General features: G+C 67.2%; 11 protein-coding genes. 2 read left to right on the top strand and 9 right to left on the bottom strand.

All coding sequences use genetic code 11. The features are described from left to right. Window positions 1-17 precede the first annotated feature (17 nt). Both EDF57_RS03190 and EDF57_RS03185 read left to right on the top strand, forming a co-directional pair. A complete protein-coding gene (locus tag EDF57_RS03190) occupies window positions 18-1,502 on the top strand; it encodes an aldehyde dehydrogenase family protein (RefSeq protein WP_134093047.1) in 1,485 nt (494 codons plus the stop codon). Between the two features lie 19 nt (window positions 1,503-1,521). After that, on the top strand, window positions 1,522-2,379 hold the full coding sequence (locus EDF57_RS03185; RefSeq protein ID WP_243840848.1) for a TetR/AcrR family transcriptional regulator: 858 nt from the start codon (window positions 1,522-1,524) through the stop codon (window positions 2,377-2,379). 59 nt (window positions 2,380-2,438) lie between these two features. Here the strand turns inward: EDF57_RS03185 and EDF57_RS03180 are convergent, their stop codons facing one another. The 9 genes from EDF57_RS03180 to EDF57_RS03135 all read right to left on the bottom strand — a co-directional run bounded on the left by EDF57_RS03180 (window position 2,439) and on the right by EDF57_RS03135 (window position 19,102). Then, window positions 2,439-3,872 (bottom strand): efflux transporter outer membrane subunit, encoded by a 1,434-nt coding sequence (locus tag EDF57_RS03180; RefSeq protein WP_134093046.1) that lies wholly within the window; start codon window positions 3,870-3,872, stop codon window positions 2,439-2,441. Then, complete coding sequence (locus EDF57_RS03175; RefSeq protein ID WP_132263162.1) at window positions 3,869-7,069, bottom strand: efflux RND transporter permease subunit; 3,201 nt, start codon at window positions 7,067-7,069, stop codon at window positions 3,869-3,871. The genes EDF57_RS03180 and EDF57_RS03175 overlap by 4 nt, the downstream gene beginning before the upstream one ends. 8 nt (window positions 7,070-7,077) lie before the next feature. Beyond that, on the bottom strand, window positions 7,078-8,259 hold the full coding sequence (locus EDF57_RS03170; protein WP_134093267.1) for an efflux RND transporter periplasmic adaptor subunit: 1,182 nt from the start codon (window positions 8,257-8,259) through the stop codon (window positions 7,078-7,080). Between the two features lie 288 nt (window positions 8,260-8,547). Beyond that, window positions 8,548-9,570 (bottom strand): glycosyl hydrolase family 8, encoded by a 1,023-nt coding sequence (locus EDF57_RS03160; RefSeq protein WP_132263161.1) that lies wholly within the window; start codon window positions 9,568-9,570, stop codon window positions 8,548-8,550. A 32-nt stretch (window positions 9,571-9,602) separates the two neighbouring features. Continuing rightward, window positions 9,603-10,064, bottom strand: a complete 462-nt coding sequence (locus EDF57_RS03155) for a hypothetical protein (protein ID WP_134093044.1) — start codon at window positions 10,062-10,064, stop codon at window positions 9,603-9,605. Beyond that, window positions 10,061-13,564 carry a cellulose synthase subunit BcsC-related outer membrane protein gene (locus EDF57_RS03150; RefSeq protein ID WP_134093043.1) on the bottom strand — a complete coding sequence of 1,168 codons (3,504 nt, stop codon included), beginning with the start codon at window positions 13,562-13,564 and terminating at the stop codon, window positions 10,061-10,063. The genes EDF57_RS03155 and EDF57_RS03150 overlap by 4 nt, the downstream gene beginning before the upstream one ends. Next, entirely contained in the window at window positions 13,561-18,027 is a 4,467-nt protein-coding gene (gene bcsA / locus EDF57_RS03145) for a UDP-forming cellulose synthase catalytic subunit (protein ID WP_134093042.1), read from the bottom strand. The genes EDF57_RS03150 and bcsA overlap by 4 nt, the downstream gene beginning before the upstream one ends. Further along, complete coding sequence (locus EDF57_RS03140) at window positions 18,024-18,755, bottom strand: cellulose synthase operon protein YhjQ/BcsQ (protein ID WP_132263155.1); 732 nt, start codon at window positions 18,753-18,755, stop codon at window positions 18,024-18,026. Before EDF57_RS03140 ends, bcsA begins: the two co-directional genes overlap by 4 nt. Further along, window positions 18,755-19,102, bottom strand: a complete 348-nt coding sequence (locus EDF57_RS03135; RefSeq protein WP_132263153.1) for a hypothetical protein — start codon at window positions 19,100-19,102, stop codon at window positions 18,755-18,757. Before EDF57_RS03135 ends, EDF57_RS03140 begins: the two co-directional genes overlap by 1 nt. Window positions 19,103-19,118: the final 16 nt, after the last annotated feature.

Here is a 19,118-nt window from a genome sequence, read left to right as displayed (position 1 = left end):
CCGCCAAGGACCCGAACATGACCACTCTTCCCGAAGCCAAGCTCTATATCGACGGCCAACTGCGCGGCGCCAGCAACGGCGCCACGTTCGATGTGATCAGTCCCTGGACGGGCGAGCCGGTGGGCAAGGCCGCGGATGCCACTGCCGATGACGTGAACGCCGCGATTGCCGCGGCCCGCCGCGCCTTCGACGAAACCGACTGGGCCACCAATGTCGAAAAGCGCGTGGCGCTGGTCAAGAAATACCGCGATCTCTTCGAAGCCGCGCGCCCGCGTCTCGGCGAACTGGCGATGTACGAGGCCGGCGCGGCGCAAGGCGCGGTCAACCGCGCCCATGTCGACATGGCGCTTGACGGTTGGGACGATTACATGCGCGTCTTCGACCAGCTGGAGTGGGAAAAGGACTACGGCGAGAAGCCGGCCTTCGGCATGATCCACAAGCGCGTCGGCGTACGCGAGGCGGTGGGTGTGGTCGGTGCGATCACGCCTTGGAACGTGCCGCTCTATGTGAACATCGGCAAGATGGTCGCCGCGCTGCTGGCCGGCTGCACCGTGATCCTGAAGCCCGCGCCGGATACCCCGGGCATGGGCGCGATCTTTGGCGAACTGGCCAGGGAAGCCGGTTTCCCGGATGGCGTGATCAATGTCGTCTTCGGCGGTGACCCGGCGCTGGCGGGCGAAATGCTGGTTACCGATCCGCGCGTGGACCTGATCTCCTTCACCGGCTCCACCGGCGTGGGCAAGCGCATCATGGAGCAGGGCGCGCCTACGTTGAAGCGCGTGTTCCTCGAACTCGGCGGCAAGTCGGCCAAGATCGTGCTCGACGACGCGCCGAACTTCGCGATGGAAGTGGGCATGGCGATGCTGGTGTTCCACGCCGGGCAGGGCTGCGCCGTGCAGTCGCGCCTGCTGGTGCCCAAGAGCCGCTATGACGAAGCCAAGGCCATCCTCAAGGGCGCCTATGGCAACTTCGGCGACAACTGGGGCGATATCGCCAATCCCGCGCACATCATGGGCCCGGTGATCTCCAAGCGCCAGATGGAGCGCGTGAAGAGCTACATCGACCTTGGCCAGGAAGAAGGCGCGACCCTGCTGGCGGGCGGCAATATCCGTCCCGACAAGGGAGGCGGTTATTTCGTGGAGCCTACCTGCTTCGTGGACGTTACCAATGACATGCGGATCGCCCAGGAAGAGATTTTCGGCCCGGTGCTTGTCGTCATTCCCTACGAGGACGACGAGGACGCCGTGCGGATTGCCAACCAGAGTTCCTATGGCCTATCGGGCGGTGTCAGCTCGGGCGACCTGAACCGGGCCATCAATATCGCCAAGCGCGTGCGCACGGGTTCGATGAGCGTCAACAACGGCATGTGCATTGCCGGCGACATTCCGTTCGGCGGATACAAGGCGAGCGGCATGGGCCGCGAATGGGGCGTTGAAGGCATTGAAGAGTTCACCGACGTCAAGATCCTCGCCTGGCCGGTCGGCCAGGTCCAGGCAGCCTGACGGCGAACGGCCCGGCCCGGTGGAATCCACGTCGCAGGATGCCGGGCCAGAAGCTGCCGGGAATCAGAAGATAGCGTCCGAAGAGACTGGCAAGGACGAGACTGGCAGGGACGGGGCTGGCAGGGACGAGACCGGCAGGGACGAGGCGGCGATCGGGCTTTCCGCTTTGCCGCCCTTGCTGGCCGCGGCCGTCACGGACGCCAGTGCGGGGATCAGCCACAACCTTCACGGACAGCGGCTGGGCAAGAAAGGTCGGATCACGCGCGAGCGCATTCTCGCGGCTGCGATCGAACTGGTCGAGAAGACCGACGAACCCGTCACGCTGGGCGCCGTTGCGCGCGCTGCAGGGCTGGGGATGACCTCGCTCTACAACTACTTCACCGATTTCACGGAATTGCTGCTGGCGATCCTCGAGCCGGTCATGGGCACCGCTCAGGAGGAATATTTCGCGCAGGTCCGCGATTATTGGCCGGACGACGACTTGTCCTCGCGCGCCATGTCCTTCGTGCGATCATACCACCAGTTCTGGGCCCGCCACACCGGACTGCTCCACTTGCGCAATGCCATGGCGGACCAGTTCGACGTTCGCATCATGCATCAGCGCGTCAACTCCACCCGGCCGTTGATCGGTCTGTTCGTGGCGCAGATGGACCAGCGCGGAATCCTGGGCGATACCGCCGTGCTCATGGCCACGACGCTGATGACCGGGATCGAGCGTTCGATCACGCTGGCGACCGACCGCAGGCTGCGGCGCATCCTGGGCACGCTGCCTGGGCGGCGGGACGAAAGCCTGCTCGAGATCAACGCCCGGCTGATGGAGCTGGCCATCCGCGACACGCGTGAGCGCGCGGCCGCAGAAGAGGCGCAGTCCCGCTAAAGGACTGGCGAGGCTTCAGCCGCGGTCGGCTTCAGCCGCGAACTTGCCTGAATTCTGCCTCACTGGCCCGATGCAGGCGTGGCCTGATCGCCGCCGAGCACGCGGTAAAGCGTGATGCGATTGCTCGCCGCAGCAAGACGTACCGCGATTTCCTGCTGCCTGGCGCTGTAGAGGCTGCGCTGCGCGTCCAGGTTTTCAAGCGAACTGGTGATGCCCTGCCGGTAGCTGGCCTCGGTCAGCCGGGCGGTATCGGAGGCGGCCTCGGTGAAACGGGAGGCAGCGCGCATCCGTTCGTTCAGCGTGCCCTGGTCCGCCAAAGCGTCGGCCACTTCGCGGAAGGCGGTCTGGATGGCCTTTTCGTAAGTTGCCAGCGCGGCGTCGCGCTGGGCCTTGGCGACGTCGACATTGGCCACTCGGCCGCCGGCGTTGAAGATCGACCAGCTGGCGTCGGCGCCCAGGCTTGCCGTGAAGGCGCCCTTGTCGAACAGGGCGGACAGCGCATTACTGGCAAAGCCGAGCAGGCCGGTCAGCGAGATCGAGGGGAACAGCTCAGCCCGCGCCGTGCCGATATCGGCATTGGCGGCGCGCAGCGAATATTCGGCTTCCACCACATCGGGGCGGCGAAGCAGGACTTGCGAACTGGTGCCCGCTGGCAGGACGGCGAGCGACTGGTTCACTTCGTCGACGCTGGTGGGAAGCAGGCTCTGGTCGAAATCGGCGCCGACCAGGAGGCGAATCGCGTTCACATCCTGCGCCAGTGCCGTTCTCTGCGACGCGACATCGCCGCGCGCGGTTTCCAGCACTTGTTCAGCCTGCCGCAGATCGGTGCGCGGGGCGACGCCGCCCTTGAGGCGGGCGCTGGTGAGCGTAACGCTACGCTCGGCATTGGCGGCCGTGGCCTGGGCAATGCGGAGCAGGTCGTTGTCGGCGGCGTAATTGGCCCATGCCTGCGCGAGGTCTGCGACGAGGCCGAGGCGCACCGTGCGCGCTGCCGCCTCGGTGGAGAAGGCGGTGTCGCGCTGGGCCTGGGTGGCGCTGGCATATTTGCCGAAGAAGTCGAGTTCGAAGCTCGAGATACCGCCCTGCACGGAATAGGAGGTGCGGTCTCCCGTCCCGTTGGTGCCTGATCCGTTCGTCGTGCTGCCGCTGCCCGCTTCGGTGCGCGTGACCGATCCGTTGACACCCACGGCCGGGAACTGGTTCGCGCGGACCACCCTGACTTGCGCGCGGGCGGCGGCCAGGTTGGCCGCGGCGACCCGCAAGTCACGGTTGTTGGTGAGCGCTTGTTCTACCAGCGACTGCAGGCGGCGGTCGCGGAAGATCTCGGTGTAGGACACCAGCGGCAGCGCCGCCTCGCTCTGCGCGAGATAGGCGTCTCCGACCGGCCAGGACACCGGGACGGGCGGGGCCGGCGCGACATATTTCGGTGCCATCGAGCAGGCGCCGAGCGCGAGGGTCAGCGTGGAAAGGCCCGTGAAACGAAAGCGGATCATGCGGCGCCTCCCTTGCGCGCGCGGCGCTCCTGCATGCGGCGGCGGACCGAGGCGATGCCATCGCGTACGCCGCGGCGAACGAGCACGAAGAAGAGCGGGATGAAGAAGATCGCCAGCAGGGTTGCGGTCAGCATGCCGCCGACCACGGCGGTGCCGATGGCGATGCGGCTGTTGGCGCCGGCACCGCTGGCGATGGCCAGAGGAACCACGCCGAAGATGAAGGCGAAGCTGGTCATCAGGATCGGCCTCAGGCGGATGCGGGCGGCTTCGAGGGCAGCGTCGATCACGCGCTTGCCCTGTCGCTCGGCCTGTTCGGCGAACTCGATCATGAGGATCGCGTTCTTGGCGGCCAGACCCATCGTCGTAAGCAGGCCGATCTGCAGGTAGACGTCGTTTTCCAGCCCGCGCAAGGTGACGGCGAGGATGGCGCCGAGCAGACCCAGCGGAATGACCAGGATCACCGCGATCGGGATCGACCAGCTCTCGTAGAGCGCGGCAAGGCAGAGGAACACGACCAGGAGCGAGAGCGCATAGAGCAGCGGCGCCTGGCCCGAGGAGAGCCGCTCCTGATAGGACGATCCGGCCCAGGCGACGGCGGTGCCGGGGATCTGGCTGGCCAGTTCCTCCATCACGTCCATGGCCGTGCCGGAGCTGACGCCGTCTCCGGGGCTGCCTGAGAATTCGTAGGCCTGAAGGCCGTTGAAGCGCGAGGACGTGCTGGGCGCGGTGGACCAGCTGATCGTCGAGAAGGCCGAGAAGGGCACCATCTGGCCGCTCGTGCCGCGCACGAACCAGTTGGCGAGATCCTCCGGCCGCGACCGGAACTGGGCGTCACCCTGGACGTAGACACGCTTGACGCGGCCCTTGTCGATGAAATCGTTGACGTAAGTGCCGCCCCAGGCCGTTTGCAGCGTGGAATTGGCATTCGCCGCCGTCACGCCGTAAGTCGTCAGCGCGCGGGTGTTGGAATTGACCTTCAGGGTCGACACGTCGGGAAGGTCGCTCAGGCGCACGTTGGTGAGGCGGTCGTCGGCGCCGGCCTTGGCCAGCAGTTCGTCACGCGCCTTCTGGAAATCGGCGCGGGCCATGCCGTTGCGGTTCTGCAGTTCCATCGTGAAGCCCGAAGACGAGCCGAGACCCCGGATCGCGCCCGGAACCAGTGTGAACACTTGCGCATCGCGAATGCCGCGGAACGCGCCATTGGCTCGCTGGACGATGGCATCGGCGGTGTTCTTGCTGCCCGGGCGTTGCTCCCAGTCCACCAGCGTGACGAAGGCCTGGCCGGTGTTCTGGCCTGCCGCGCCCTGGCCGCCGCCCGAAAGCGTGAACATGCTGGCGATGTTCGCCTTCTCGTATTTGGTGAAATATTGCTCGACCTGGCGCTGCACGTCTTCGGTGCGGGTGCGCGGGGATCCGGCCGGCAGACGCCACTGAACGATGATCGTGCCCTGGTCCTCGTTCGGCAGGAAGCCGGTGGGCAGGCGCTGGAACAGGCCGTACGTGGCGACGCAGGCAATGGCGAAGAGCAGCAGCCAGCGCCACTTGTGCTCGACCACGCGGCCGACGCGGTGGGCATAGGCCTCGGTCAGGTTCTCGAAGCTGCGGTTGAACCAGGTGTGGAAGCGCTCCCAGGGCCTCACGACCCAGGGCATCCGGCGCTGAATCCAGCTGGGGACTTCCTCGCCCTCGATGTCCTTGGGCTTGAGCAGGGTGGCCGTCAGCGCCGGGCTGAGGATCAGCGCGACCAGCACGGACAGCACCATGGCAACCACGATGGTCAGCGAGAACTGGCGGTAGATCACGCCCGTCGAACCGCCGAAGAAGGCCATCGGCAGGAACACCGCCGAGAGCACCAGCGCGATCGCCACGAGCGCCGTCTGGATTTCCTCCATCGACTTGATCGTGGCCTCGCGCGCGGACATGCCCGGGTTTTCCTCAAGCAGCCGCTCGACGTTCTCCACCACGACGATCGCGTCGTCCACCAGCAGGCCGATGGCGAGGACGAGGCCGAACAGGGTCAGCGTGTTGATCGAGAACCCGGCCACGTAGAACACCGCGAACGTGCCCAGCAGCACGACCGGCACCGCGATCGCCGGGATCAGCGTGGCGCGCCAGCTTTGCAGGAACACGAACATGACGATGACGACCAGCACGATCGCCTCGAACAGCGCCTTTTCCACTTCCGCGACGGAAAGCTTGATGAAAGCGGTGGAATCGTTGCCGTATGTATAGGCGAGGCCGTCGGGCATGCCCTTGGCCAGCTCGGTCATTTCCGTCTTCACCAGCTCCGCCGTGGCCAGCGCGTCGGCGCCCGGCGAGAGCGAGATCGAGATACCGGCGCCGGGGTGGCCGTTGATGCGGCTGATCGAGCTGTAGTTCTCGGCGCCGATCTCCACGCGCGCGACATCGGCAATGGTGACGACGGAGCCGTCGCTGTTGGTCTTGAGCACGATGTTGCGGAACTGCTCGGCCGTCTGGAGGCGCGAGCCGGCCGTGACGATCGCGTCGATCGCCTGGTCCTTGGGCGAGGGCAGGCCGCCGATCTCGCCGGCGGCGACTTCGGTATTCTGCGCGGTGATCGCCGAGGTGACGTCGCTGGGCATCAGCGCGACGGCGGCAAGGCGCGTCGGATCGAGCCAGATGCGCATCGCGTGGGGCGCGCCGAAGACGTTGACGTCGCCCACTCCGGAAATGCGCGAAAGCGGGTCCTGGATGTTCGAGGCCAGATAGTCCGACACGTCCTGGTTGGAGCGGGTGTCGGTCTCGTCATAAACGGCCACGAGGAGGAGCTGGTCGGGGTTGGACTTGGTGACCGTGACGCCCTGGTTCTGCACCGCCTGCGGCAGGCGGGAGAGCGCGGACTGGACCTTGTTCTGGACCTGGACCTGCGCGATGTCCGGGTCCGTGCCCTTGGTGAACACGGCGCTGATCGAGGCCTGCCCGCGGTTGGAGGACTGCGAGCTGAAATAGAGCAGGCCGTCGATGCCGGTGAGCTGCTGCTCGATCACCTGGGTGACGCTGTTCTCGATCGTTTCGGCAGAGGCGCCGTTGTAGGTGGCGCGGATGTTTACCTGGGTCGGCGCGATGTCCGGGTATTGCTCGTTCGGCAGGTAGGCCAGCGCGCCGAGGCCCGCCAGCATGACGATGATGGCCAGAACCCAGGCAAAGATCGGTCGGTCGATGAAGATGCGCGACATGGGGTGGCTCAGTTCCCCTTGGCGGCGGGCCGGCCGCCGGCATTCGCCCCGCCGGATTTGCCTTCACCGGGCTTGCCGGAAGGCGGGGCGATGGTCTGCGCGCTCGACGCCGCGACCGGGGTGATATCCGCGCCCTGCTTGAGGCCGTTGAGGCCCTGAACGATGACCTTGTCGCCCTTCTTCAGGCCGGCCGTGACCACGGCGTTCACGCCCTGCGTGCGATCGGCGGTGACCTTGCGGCGCGCGGCCTTGTTGTCGGCGCCGACGACCATGACATAGGCCGAACCGTCGAAATCGCGCTGGACCGAATTCTGGGGGATGAGGAAAGCGTTGGGATCGGTGGCCTGATCGAACACCGAGGAAACGAACATGCCGGGCAGCAGCAGGCCGTCCGGATTGGGGAAGCTGGCGCGCAGGGTGACGGTGCCGGTGTCGGGATCGACGGTGACTTCCGAGAACTGGACGGTGCCTGGCAGGGCATATTGCGATCCGTCGTCGAACTTGAGGTGGACTTGCGTGCTGCCGGGATTGACGCCGCCGGCCGCCAGCTTCCGCCGCAGTGCGGTGAGATCCGAGGCGGACTGCTGCATGTCGACGTAGATCGGGTCCATGCGCTGGATGACGGCCAGGGGGTCGGTCTGGCTGGCGCTGGCAAGCGCGCCGACGGTCGAGAGCGAGCGGCCGATGCGGCCGCTGATCGGCGCGGGCACGGTGGTGAAGCGCAAGTTGATCTTGGCCGTGTCCAGCGTGGCCGCGTTTTGGGCGATCGAGGCCTTGGCCGAGCGCGCGGTGGCCAGCGCGTCGATATAGTCCTGGCGGGCGACGGCTTCCATGTCGGCCAGCGGCTTGTAGCGCTGGGCCTTGGCGGATGCCGCTTCGGCGGTGGCGCGGGCGCTGGTCAGGTCGGCTTCGGCCTGGTTGACGGCGGCGCGGTAGAGGCTGGGGTCGATCTGATAGAGCGGTTGCCCGGCCCGGACCATCGACCCTTCGGTGAAGAGGCGCTTGACGACGACGCCGGTGACCTGCGGGCGGACTTCGCTGGTCTCGAAAGCGACGGTGCGGCCACTCAGCGTGACGGCCAGGGCGACCGAGGACGGCTCCACGACAACGAAGCCCACTTGCGGGGCTGCGCGCTTGTCATCCTTCTTCTCCCCCCCGGAACAGGCCGCGAGCAGCGCGGCGGAAAGCATGGCAAATGCCACCCGGCTCGCAGAGAGACGCAGGGAAAGGCGCGGCAGCGAAGCCGCCACAGGGGAAGAAGACGTGATTTTCAAGTCGCGCACCGTCAAAAGTCGTGTCGGCGCAGCTATTCAGCCTATTGTTGCCGCCCGCAAGCGGGCTTTTCGCAAGTGCGACAATTTGCGACCAAATACGAAGATTCTGGTGCGTTTTCGGCTCACCTATACGTCAAACACCCCCGTTTCCGGGGGTGTCCGAGATGTCCAGCCGATCGGGACGTCCTATTGGCGCGAAACGCCCTACTGGTACCGCGCGAGCATCTGGAGCGAGGCGGCGTAATAGTCGTTGGTCAGCTGCGAAGGCTGGGCGCTGCCAAGCAGTTTGCCCACGACAGCGGCGCCGCCTGCCGAAAGGGCGTAGTTCGCCTCCTCGCCGGTGACCACGTCCACCCAGGCCGGGATCGGCTTGTTGGCGGCAAGGCAGGAGCGCCAGTAGCCGGCAATGTCCGGAACCAGCGACTGCCGGCCGCTGAGCGCGGCATAGAGGGGCACGCGAATGGCGTCGTAGCCGAAGCGGGGAGGCTTGTCCCGCGCCGGGGCGACCTGGTTGGGCGCGCTGATGACCACCCAGTCGCTGGGCAGATGGTGGGTCCCGAAGCGGGAAAGGCGAGTGATGGCCTCGCAATCGCTGATGATCGGACCCCAGACCTGCTGGCCGTCGAGCTTGGTAAAGGCGTCCATCGCGGGCCAGGCGAAATAGGACAGGTTCAGCGTGACTTCCTCGCCCTTCACGAAGCCCTGGACACCGGGCAGCAGCAGGCGGCGGCCGTGGCGTTCGACGACGCAGTGGCTGCGGATCGAGGAGCGGATCTGCGCGGCTCGGGCGGTGTAGTCGCCCCGGTTCCAGCGCTGCCCGGCCATGCCGAGAGCCCAGGCGATGACGAGATCGCCATCGGTGGCGTTGTTCTGGTCGGCCACCGGGTTGGGCGAGGCGGGATCGTAGCGCCAGGCATGGAGCGCCATGTCGGTGCGCGAGAGGTGGCTCTGCGTCCAGCCGGCGATCCGTTCGAATGCCTCGGTATCGCCTGCCTTGTAGGCGAAAAGCAGGCCGTAGCTCTGGCCTTCGCTATGGCTGATGCCGTTGTTGCCGGTATCGACGATACGGCCTTCGGGATTGACGTAGAGGTCGCGCCAGGTGCGCCAGCTGGCGTCGCGCACGGGTGCGCGGCTTTGCGCGTCGGTGTTGCAGGCAGCCGTCATCGCCAGCATCAGCCCCAGTGAGAAGTTGCGGCGGTTGATGCCGGTGTCGAGAAGGAAATTCATGCCGATGCTCTTTCGTTGATCGACGGAAAGGCTCAGCGGCCGTGGCGCAGTTCGATCACGTCGCCCTGCCATTGGGCGACCGTGTGCAGCGCCGGGCCGCTTCCGAGCACGCGGAACCACGCATCGTAGGCGCCTTGCAGCAAGCCCAGCAGCATCGTGTTCCAATTGCCCTGCTGGTCGGAGGCAAGGGCCTTGGGCAGGTTGCGGTGGTGGACGACGATGGCATCGTCACCCACGGCCAGTTCGATCTCGCCCCAGCCCAGGTCCTGCCAGAAGCCGTTGATGCGGGCGCAGAGCACGGCTGCATCGCTGACGCCTTCCAGCGGCTCCAGCGTGGCCATGCGCCGGCCTATGGCCGCGAAGAAACCCTGCGCCTGCGCGGAAGGTGCGCCTTCGCAGACTTCGGCTGCGGCCATCATCGCGAAGAGCGCAAGGCCCCCTGCGCCGCTCTGTTCGCCCTCGGAACGAGGGGAGGGAAATGCGTGAAGTTTCATCGGCCGGTGCTCCCGAAATTCTGTCTCACGCCCAATAAGCTCCGGAACTCGTCATAAGATCCGAAGGTGTTGTAGCTGGCCTCGCCGCCGATGCGGGTGGTGGGGCTCAGCTTGTAGTAGATCGACAGGTCGCTCGACACGGCGAAGCCGGTCTTGCTGATGCTGTCGTAGTAGGAACGCACGTCGTTGTTCGCCGCCTTCAGCACGTCGAGCGCAGCCTGCAACTCGTCGTTGATCGGATAGAGGTTGGTCTGATCCTGCTTGTAGCTTTGGAAACCGGGCGTGAACGAGGCGCGGATATCGAAGAGTTCGTCTTCCATGGTGTAATTCACCGGGAAGCCGACGCTGATGAAGTTCTGCGGGCTGAAGTAGCCGCCGTTGCCCCAGGTGAAGTAGTTCTGGCTCTTGTCGTAGCCCTGGTAGTTCACGTTGAGGCCCACGGTGAGGTTGGCATGCGTGCCGTGGTAGGCGCGCAGGTAGCCGCCGACATTGGCCTCGAAACCGTCGTTGCGGGCGACGTTGGTGCCGCGGAAGCGGTAGTAGCGGCCTTCCGCGTAGACGCCGCTGCCATCCTCGTCATAGGAAAGCCCGGCGCCGCCTGCCGAGCGCATGACCTGGCCCCAGCGCATGCCCGTCACCGGATCGCGGGTGCCAGCGTAGGACAACACGCTGTCGGTCACGGGCTGGCGCTCCGCGAAGACCTTGGCGCGCACGGTTTCGGACAGCTTGGGCGAGGCTTCGGCGTGGAAGGTGGCCTTGGTCTTGCCCATGCCGACCGGGGTGGTGCCGCCTTCTAGCTTGACGGTGTCGCTCTCGTAACCCGCCGTGAAGGCGACGCCCGAGGCGTTCTGGGTCTGGGCCGAGGGGAAGACCGAGGGCTGTTCCAGGACGATGGCCGCCGCCTCGATCAGGCCGTTGAGGCCGAACCGTGCCTGACCGGACTGGTTGGCCCGTCCGGCATCGATCACCGAGGCTTCCGCCTTGGCATAGACCCGGCCGCCCGGCGCATCGGTGGAGAAGCGGGCCGAACCCTTGATCTCGTCCAGCTGGCTGAGCCCCGCTTCGCCCGAGCGGCGGCGGTATCCAGTGACGATGTCGGCGCGGGGGCCGCTGTCCTGAGAGAGGTCGGCGATCTGCGACTGGATCTGCGCCATGACCGGATCGGCCGAGTAAGCGGTGGCCGAGCCTGCATCCATGCCCGCGTCGGCCAGTCCGCTTCCGTAGCTGCCGCCACCATACGTGTTGCCGCCATAGCTGCCGTTGCCAGCCGCCGGGTAGGGCGCTGCGGCCATGGCGGGGGCGCCGTAGCCCGAGGGCGCGCCATAGCTGGGTGCCGCGCCATAGTTCGAAGGCGCGTCGTAGCTTGCGGCCGAGCCATAGCTGCCGGCGGGCGCGCTCGGGACGCGGGTGCCGCCGCCCAGAGCGAAGGGGTTGATCGGCTGAGGCGCGGCGACGGCGCGGCCCCGGAACGGGTTGGAGCCGCCGGCCGGGGTCATGGCCGCGAAAGGATTGCCGCCGGCAAGACCCTCGATCGAGGTGCCGCCCTGGCCGCGCGCATAAAGGTTCTGCGCATCCTTGAGCAGGTTCATGGCTGCCCGGTCGTTGCCGCGCGCGCGCTCCACATTGGCGAGCGAGAGGCGGACCTGGTAGTCCTGCGGGAAGGCGCGGAGCACGTCGTTCTGGGCGCGGCGGGACAGATCGTTGTCCCCGGCCGCCTGTGCGGTTTCGGCCAGGCCGAGCAGGGCGTCCTTGTCGCCGGGCTTGCGCGCCAGCACGAGCTGCCAGGTCTGGGCCGCGCGGGCGGGCATCTGGCCGCCCTGGTAGAGGCGGGCGAGACCGGCAAGGATGTCCATGTTCTGCGGAGAGGCGCTCCAGGCGCTCTGCAGGATGTCGAAGGCCTCGGCGAAGCGGCCTGCCTGGCGCGAACGGTCGGCCTGGCTGACGAGCAGGGCGGCGTTCATGCGGGCATAGGCCTGCTGGCCCTCGGCCGAAGTGCCGGCCATGGCGCTGGCGCGCTGGAGTGCCTGCTGCGCGAGATCATCGCGGCCGACGCGGGCGAGGACGCTGATCAGGCCCTCGTAGTCGGCAATCCCCGTGACCTGGCCCTGCATGGCGTTTTCCGCCACCGCGGCGGCGCCCTGGGCATCGCCCAGATCGTAAAGGGCATTGGCGACGGCGGCCTGCTTGCCGACCGGAATGGCCGACATGGCGCCCAGCTGGCGGAGCGAGGCGAGGGCCTGGGCCTGTTGGCCGCTGGCGGCCATGGCCTTGGCGCGGGCGATCGCGGCATCGCTCTTCACGCCGATGGCGAAAGTGCGCATCGGTGCGGTGCGCTGTGCCTCCGGGATCATGTCGATCAGGCGAGCGGCTTCGGGCGCGCGGCCGAGATCGTTGTTGAGCAGGGCGGCGGCGTAGAGCGCGTCGGGCTGGCCCATCGAGGTCAGCGAGCGCAGCAGCGATTCCGCTTCGGGAATGCGGCCGCGGCGGATCTGGAACTCGGCGAATTCGTAGCGGATCCACGGGTCGGTCGGATCGAGCACGAGGCCGTTCTGGAACTCGCGCATGGCGCCCATGTCATCGCCATTGGCGGCCGCGGCCAGGGCCCGGCCGCGGGCGGCGCGCATCTGCAGGCGCTTGTCGTCGGAACCGCCGCCCTGGCCGGCCTGGCGGTAGAGATCGGCGGCGTCGGCGTAGCGGCCCTGCTTCTCGTAGATGTCGGCCAGGATTTCGAGCGCGGGCGCCGGTTCCTTGTAGCCCGAGCGGATCAGGCCCTCGGTCACCGACTGTGCATCGGCAAGGCGGCCCTGGGCCACGAAATTGCGGGCATCGGCCAGCCCGGCAAAGAAGCGCGCGGAGGCGAGGCCTTCGGCCCATTGGCTGGCCTTGCCGTAACGCGAGGCCTGTTCGAGGTAATTGGCCGCCTCGGCGAAATTGCTCTCGCGCAGGCGCACGAGGCCCAGTCCGCCCAGGGCGTCGGGGTCGCGGGAATTGACCGAGAGCGCGCGCTGGAACTGGCTGGAAGCCGAAGCGAGATTGCCGTCCTCCAACGCGTCGAAGCCCGCTACGCGGGCCTGACCGGCGCGGTTGGCCGAAGAGGTCGGTGCCGGCGTACTGCGCGTCGGCGCCGCGGCAACGCGCGCGGGCTGCTGCTGCACCGGCTGCGGGGCCGGCGTGCGCGCCGGCGCAGGCTTCGGGGCGGCTGCCTGCCTCGGTGCGGGCGCGGCCTTGGGAGCGGGCTGCGGCGCCGGCTTCGGGGCTGCGGGCCGGGCATTGAGCGCCTGGTTCACCGCGGCACTGTTTGGATCGAGCGCCTTGGCGCGTCGCAGCGCCTGCTGGGCCAGATCCTCACGCCCCTTGGAGCGCCAGTACTTCGCCTGCTGCAACAGGGCGTCTACCCCGGCCGCCTGGGCATGAACCGATACCGGGCTTACGCCGGCGGCCGCGGTGGAGAGCAGCAGGGCCAGGCCGACGAGGCGCAGGCGGGTCTTCGCGGAACTCATGCGTTGTCGTCCTGGTGGCCGAGGCGGCGCTGCGCCTGGCGACGGAAGTAGAGGTAGGTCGGGCCGGCGAGGATCGCGGCCAGGAACAGCGAGAACAGGCCCATCAGCATCGGACGCTGGCTGAACCAGTAAGCCAGCTTCATCCAGACCGGCAGCGAGCCGACCCAGTAGCGGTCTCCGATGGCGAAGCTGGTCATGCCGTCGCCCTTGGTCACCGCGAGGTCGCCCTGGATGGCGGCGTTGATCTTCACGTCGGACATACCGTCGACCAGGGTGGGCAGCGCGCCGGCGTTGTCGGCCAGCATCGCGACCACGGTGCGGTCGGACGAGTAGGGCGAGCGGAAGCTGACGATCCCGGAGAAGCCCCGCGCATTGTAGACGAGCGGGGCAGCGGCCATCGGGTCGTTGCGCTCGGTGCCGCCGAAGAACGAGGTGGCATATTGCAGAGGCGAGCGTTCGGTCACTTCGAGGTGGCCGCCGACGTAGCGCACTGGCGCCTTGTCGAACAGCGAGCCGGCCGAGGCCAGTTCCACGCCGCCCACGACCAGCACGTCCTGGTCCTGCAGCTCGCTGGCGCTGGCCGAGGAGCTGACGGTGATCCCGGTCACCGGAACGCCGGTGGAGTCACCGAAGCGGCCCATCAGCGCGAGGAAGGCCTCGACCGAGGAGGGCGAGGGATTGGCAGCCATCACCACCGTGGTTTCGGCAAGGTCGGGCGCCGCGGTGAAGGGGAAGCCGGCGCCGGCGAACGTCGCCAGGTCGGGCATGAGGATTGCGTGGTAGGCCGAAGTCAGGTCGATCGTGCTGGTGGGGTCGATCGACGTGCGCACGTTCTCGGGAAGAGTGCCGGTGCACTTCTTCTTGTCGGCGATGATGAGGTTGTAGTCGAGCGCCAGCTCGTTCTGTCCGAACAGGTTGTAGCGCGGCAGCACGACCGTGGCCGAGGAGTCTTCGCTCTTGGCACCGCGCGCGCCGAACAGGTTGGTCCACCAGGTGGAGCTGAGCGGCAGCGTCTTGAGGTACTGGCCATTGAGCGAGGCATCAAGGCGCGAGGCGCGCTGGTCGAGCCAGTCGGCCGTGGGATAGCGGTAGGTCAGGTTCAGGCGGCCGCCTTCGCGGGGCCAGAAGAACAAGTCCGGCGCGACGCGGAAGCTGGCGGTGAGCGGGCCGGGACGGAAGCCCATACCCTGCAGTGCGTAAGCGGGCATGATCTTGCCCAGCTGCACCGGCTTGTCGGTCGAGATCCAGCGCAAGGCGCCGTAACGCGGCCAGGCGGGGATGCGCACGCCGTCGAAGGACATGCGCTGTCCGCCGAACACGCCGCGGCCCAGGGCCACGGCACCGGCGGCGATGCGCAGGTCGGCGTCGCCCCGGCCCATCAGCACCAGCAGGGTGCCGGTGGGATCGACCGGATTGCGCACGGCCGCGGCGCTGGGACCGGTCGCGGGTGCGATGTCCAGGCCGGGGATCGACTGGCCTGCCTTGAGGAAGACCACGGCATTGCCCTTGGGCAGCGAGCCGTAGACCGGCTTGAATGAGAAGCCGCGATAGGAGGCCAGCGAGCCGAGCCAGGATGCCGTGGCGGCAGCGGCCTCAAGCTCGCCCTTGTGCGGCTGTCCGGCAAAGACGAAAGGCATGCGCAGCGGCACGTTCTGGCCCTTGTCGAAGAACGGCAGCGGCAGGCGCGAGAGGTCGGGCTGGAAGGTCAGCGCCTGATATTCGACCTCGAGGAACGAGCGGGTATTGCTGATGTTCGCCCAGAGCGAGCTGTGGAACGGATCCTCGCAATCGCGCGCGTAGTGCCCCAGGAAGCGGATGTTGAGCTGGTTGTCGCCCGGCAGGAGCAGGGCGGCGTTGATCGGGATGCGCAGGACGTGGCCGCCGGCCTCGCCGCGGGTCAGCGGCACGGCCTGGACCACTTCGCCGTTCACGATCACCACAAGCTGGCTGATGTCGTCCAGCATCTGGGCGGACCACGAGAGCTGCAGCGTGAGCACGGCCGAGGTCACGACGCGGTCCTGGCGCATGCCGAAGGGAATGCCGATTTCGCCCTGGGTGCCCTGGAGGCGGATCGGGCTGGTGACGCGCATGTCCTTGAAGGTCAGGCGCTCGCCAAGCCCGCTGCGCGGCGGGGCGGCGGTATCGGCCGGTCCGTTCGCTGCGGTTTCCTGGGCAGGCGTCGCTGCGGACCGGGCCGGCGCGGCGTGGACTTCCTGGCTGCCGAACAGCACCGTGGCCACGCCCAGCGCAAGCGCGGCGGCCACGCCGGCCGCCTTGGCCAGCGGCAGCAGCGAACGCATGCCCTTGGCTTCCTTCGTCACCTCGGGGGCGGGCAGGGCCGGCATACGGGCAGCGATCTCGGCCATTTGCCGACGTTCGGAGAAATTGAGACGCAGCATGCGCTTGATCGTTACCATGTCGACAAGAATGATATCTGCCAGCGAGCGAAGCGCGCTGACTTGCGGGTTGGGGCCGGTGGGCTGCCAGGCGTCGGCACGGCCCATGACGGCGCGCACGAGGTGGCGGTTTGCCAGCATGTCCAGCTGTTCGAAGCGGACGTAGGCATTGCTGGAGCGGGTGCGCATGGTCTTGACCGGGATCGAGAGCACTTCGTCGCCCATGGCCATGGTGATGTGCGTCACCTCGACATCGCGCAGCGGCAGTTCCGGCGGCAGCGAGAGCGCGGCGCCGCCCATCGAGATGTCGATGGTGGTCGCGCTGACGACATGGCCGGAAGCGAGGTAGGCCGTGACCGGCAGCGAGACCGGAATACGAATGTCCTGCCGCGCCTGCCGGGTCTCACGCGCCACCGAGACGGCGGCGAGCAGGATGATGAGGCTGAAGGTCGCCCAGGCGCAGTTCAGCACCAGCGTATCGGTCTGGATGTTGAACATGTAGGGGAAGAAGGCCCATTTCACGACGGCGAGCAGGATGCCGCCCACCAGCAGGCCGATGCAGACGAGATGCGGCCGCACGATCGCCCAGTCGAAATAGGTCTTGTCGAGCAGCGAGCCCTTGTCGGTCACGTTGAACTTGCCCTTGCGGGGCTGCAGCCAGGTCATGACCGTGGGCTTCACGAGGTGGAAAGCCAGGATCGTTTCGTAGACTTCGCCCCAGTAGGGGCGGCGGTCTCCGCCCTGCGTGCGCTCGTTGGCGATCGAGGAGCAGAACAGGTGCGGCATGGCATAGGCGAAGATCAGCGAGGCCGAAGCCTGGATGATGTTCTGGCCGAAGATCAGGTAGGCGAGCGGGCTGGTCAGGAAGGCGATGCGGGGCAGCGGATACTGGAAGTGCAGCATCGCGTTGAGGTAGCAAAGCCGCTGCTGCCAGGTGAGGCCCTTGCCGGTCAGCGGGAAGTCGATACGCAGGATCTGCGTCATGCCGCGGGCCCAGCGGATGCGCTGGCCGACGTGGAGCACGAGGCGCTCCGTGGCCAGGCCGGCCGAAAGGCGGGCGCTGATATAGGCGGTGTTCCAGCCGGTGCGCTGCAGCTTGAGCGCAGTATGGGCGTCCTCGGTCACGGTCTCGCCCGCGAAGCCGTTGGTTTCCATCAGCGCCTCGCGGCGGATGATCGCGCAGGAGCCGCAGAAGAAGGTGGCGTTCCAGAGGTCGTTGCCGCCCTGGACCGCGCCGTAGAACAGATCGCCCTCGCCGGGCATGTCGCCCATGGTCGAGGCTAGGTTGCGCTGCACGGGGTCGGGCGAATACATGTGGTGCGGCGTCTGCAGCAGCGCGAGCCGCGGGTCGGTCTGGAACCAGCCCACGGTCAGCTGCAGGAAGGCGCGGGTGGGAACGTGGTCGCAGTCGAAGATGGCGATCAACTCGCCGTCGGTCTTCTTCATCGCCGCGTTGAGATTGCCCGCCTTGGCGTGAAGGTTGTTGTCGCGCGTCAGGTAGCCGCAGCCGGCTTCCTTGGCGAAAGCGCGGAATTCGGGGCGCTTGCCGTCATCGAGGATGAAGATGCGGTAGCGGTCGACCGGATAGTCGAGGTCCATCGCCGCGAAGACCGTGTTGCGCACGATCTCCAGGCTTTCGTTGTAGGTGGGGATGTAGATGTCGACGGTGGGCCAGGTCTCGGGATCGCCCTTGGGCTCGATCACCGGGCGGTCCAGCGGCCAGCTCGTCTGAATGAAGCCCAGGATGAGGATCACCCAGGCGTAGAGTTCGGCCAGGTAGAGCCCGGTGCCGAACAGGAATTCGGGCAGGGTGCCGAAAGCCAGCGTCTGCGTCGTGCGCCAGAACATGTAGCGCGTGGACATGAGCACGGCCAGCAGCCCGAGCGCGAGCGCGCCCTTGCGGCCGGGCCAGCGCTTCATCACCAGCGTTCCCAGGATCGTCACGCCCGCGAACATCCACTGGGCATTGGTGTCGAGAGGGACCCCGATCACCATGGCCGCGATCAGGGCGATCGGAACGATCGCCAGAAGTCTGACGGCGCGGTGCGAAACGAGATTTCGGATCATGCGGCGAGGCTCACCGGCGCGACCCAGCTGTTGGTGGTGGAATCGAGGGTGGGCGCGATGGCCTCCGCGATCTGCTTCACGTCTGCCAGGGCCACGCTGGCCGGCGCGTAGCGGCCGAGCATCTGCAAGGTGGCGATGGCTTCGGGAACGGCTTCGTCCATGCGGATGCGGCCGATCAGGCGCTGTCCGGCCAGTTCGCGGATGAAGGCGGCGCCGTGGCGGCCAAGGCGGCGCGTTTCGTCGAGCGCATTGATCACGAAAGCAGTGCGCGCCAGGCCCTCGGGGCCGGCTTCGCCGAAGACCTGCGGCAGCAGGGCCAGGGTGTCGGGCTGGGCATTGATGGTGCAGACGTGCGCGCAGGCGTGCTCGATCAGGCGGCGCGCCAGGCGGGTGTCGCCGGAGGGCACGTCGACGACCAGGACGCGTTCCTTGCCGGGCTGGAAGTAACCCAGCTCGTTCAGCATCGGCACGAAGTCGAGATCTTCGGCCGCGCGGCGCCAGCTACGCAAGTTGATGCCGCCCACCAGCACCGCCTCGTCGGCCGGCGCGGTGATCGCGGGAAGCGACGTGGCGGGAGAAAGGCCGAAGTGAAGCGGCAGGGAATCGCGCGCGGCGACACTCACCACGGTCACGTCCGCGCCCTGCGCCGACAGACCCATCGCCAGATGAGCGGCAACGAAAGTGTTCCCGGTCCCCCCCTTGGGACCGTGACAGACGATCATCGGCATCAGATTTCCCCCCGGGCGCCAAGGTCCGACAAATGGCGCAACATCGCTCGTACATCGCGAACGGGCTCTTCAACAACTGATTTTGCAATCGATGGTGAAACAGAATGTTGCTCATAGCGGCTGAAGAGGTTCTTCAGCGGCTCCGCAGCGAGTTCCGGGTCGGAATTTTCCGTCTCGACAGGAGGCGCTTCGGCAGCCGTCTGGTCGAGCGTCTGAAGGCGTGGATCGCGCAGCAGGGCTTCGAGGATCGGCCAGAGTTCGAGGTCGGAAAAGCGATCCTCGAATTCCTTGTACGCGAATTCGTTGCGGCCCAAGCGGTCCAGCAAATTCCTGGCATCAATGCGCATGACAATCCCCGTTGTT

The organism is Novosphingobium sp. PhB55 (genome assembly GCF_004368805.1).
Taxonomy (GTDB): Bacteria; Pseudomonadota; Alphaproteobacteria; order Sphingomonadales; family Sphingomonadaceae; genus Novosphingobium.
This window is presented reverse-complemented; position numbering and strand designations above follow the sequence as displayed.